General features: G+C 43.4%; 1 protein-coding gene. It reads left to right on the top strand.

Annotation, left to right across the window (positions count from 1 at the left end; all coding sequences use genetic code 11):
• The first annotated feature begins 123 nt into the window (after nucleotides 1–123).
• Nucleotides 124–1071, top strand: a complete 948-nt coding sequence (locus F6K52_RS36190) for a pentapeptide repeat-containing protein (RefSeq protein ID WP_293090033.1) — start codon at nucleotides 124–126, stop codon at nucleotides 1069–1071.
• Nucleotides 1072–1539: the final 468 nt, after the last annotated feature.

Genomic DNA, 1539 nt, shown 5'->3' with positions numbered 1-1539 from the left:
CATAAATATTGTCAATTTATTCACAGAAAAGATGGTTATGCTTATGGGATTTAAACCCTGTCCTCCCTTTCCTCTCACCACTAAATCGAAGATTATAGTGGGAGACGACCGGGAGGCGGACAGATGAAATCTCAAACAATTCTAGCGAGATATGCCCAAGGAGAAAGGGATTTCCGAAAGGTAAATCTTAGGGGTCAGTCTTTCCAAGGGAGAAACCTTTCTGGTGCAGATTTTAGTGAAGCTGATCTTAGGGGAGCTAACTTTAAGAATGCAATGCTAAGGGGAACTAAGTTCCGTCAGGCCAAGGCGGGATTACAAAGATCCTGGTCAATTGCTATTCTATTGGTTTCATCGATAGCGTTAATACTATCAGGAATTACATCATTTTATGGTGGGAGTTATACAGCATTTATTGTCAACTATGTCAAGGGAGCAAACCTAATCTTTGCCTGGATCGGGTTGGTAGCAATAATTGTTTTATTTGTTGTTATCCTTAACCAAGGTATTGAGACAGTCCAAGCCTTAGTGGTAGGTTTTGTATTTGCCTTCGCCATAGCTGTTGCTTTAGCAGGAGCCTTTTCCTTAGCCTTTCCCTTCGCCCTAGCCTTTGCCTTAGGCTTACCCTGGGTCATAGCCCTAGCCGTAGCTACAACTGGAGCGGCAATGGAAGTGTTTGATGGTGTCTTAGTGGGAATCTTGGGCTTGTTGGTAGCAGTAGGTGGAGCTGTAGCTGGAGTCTATGGCATACAGCAGTTAGCCTTGCCCTTTGCCAGAACCGGAAGCTTGGGCTTCCAGCTCGCCTCTTCCTTAGCTGGAACTTTAGCTTTCCTCTTGTCTTTACTTGGTTCTTACCTGGGCTGGGATGCTCTCAACGAAAACCCTAAACATGCCTGGATTCGGAAGAATGCGATCGCATTGGCGGCTACAGGGGGTACTAGCTTTTACAACGCTGACCTAACCGATGCTGACTTTACCGGAGCTACCCTCAAAAGTACAGATTTAAGAAAGGCTAATCTTACTGGTACTTGTTTGGATAATACTAGTAAACTTGACTTGGCTAGACAGAAGTGACTATGTAAGCATTCAGCCGTCAGCCGTCAGTGGTCAGCCGTAAACTGATAGCTGATAGCTGATAGCTGATAGCTGATAGCTGATAGCTGATAGCTGATAGCTGATAGCTGATAGCTGATAGCTGATAGCTGGTTATAGCGCTATACTTTTAAAGTTTCTTAATTTGCTTCAATCAGAAAATATGATATATTGTTCAGTGAATATACTGAACCCAGTTTATCATCAACACTCTGTTCCTTCGGTTTTCCCTGGGGAGTCTAATCCCTAAGTAAGGGGAAATACATCTAAATTAATTAATCAGCACAAATAATCTAATTATTAATACTTCAGGTAAGCTGTCAGCCGTCAGCCGTCAGCCGTCAGCTTGTTTTATTCAAAAGCTGAACGCGCACGCGTGTGCGTAGCACATAAGCTGAATGCTGAATGCTGAATGCTGAATGCTGATAACTGATAGCTGACTATGTTACA

Source organism: Moorena sp. SIO3H5 (assembly GCF_010692395.1).
Taxonomy (GTDB): domain Bacteria; phylum Cyanobacteriota; class Cyanobacteriia; order Cyanobacteriales; family Coleofasciculaceae; genus Moorena.
The sequence above is the reverse complement of the archived record's forward strand: the minus strand, read 5'-3'. Positions and strand labels throughout refer to the sequence as shown.

Coding starts and splice junctions, on each gene's coding strand:
- F6K52_RS36190 (WP_293090033.1), top strand. CDS start 124: ATGAAATCTCAAACAATTCTAGCGAGATATGCCCAAGGAGAAAGGGAT.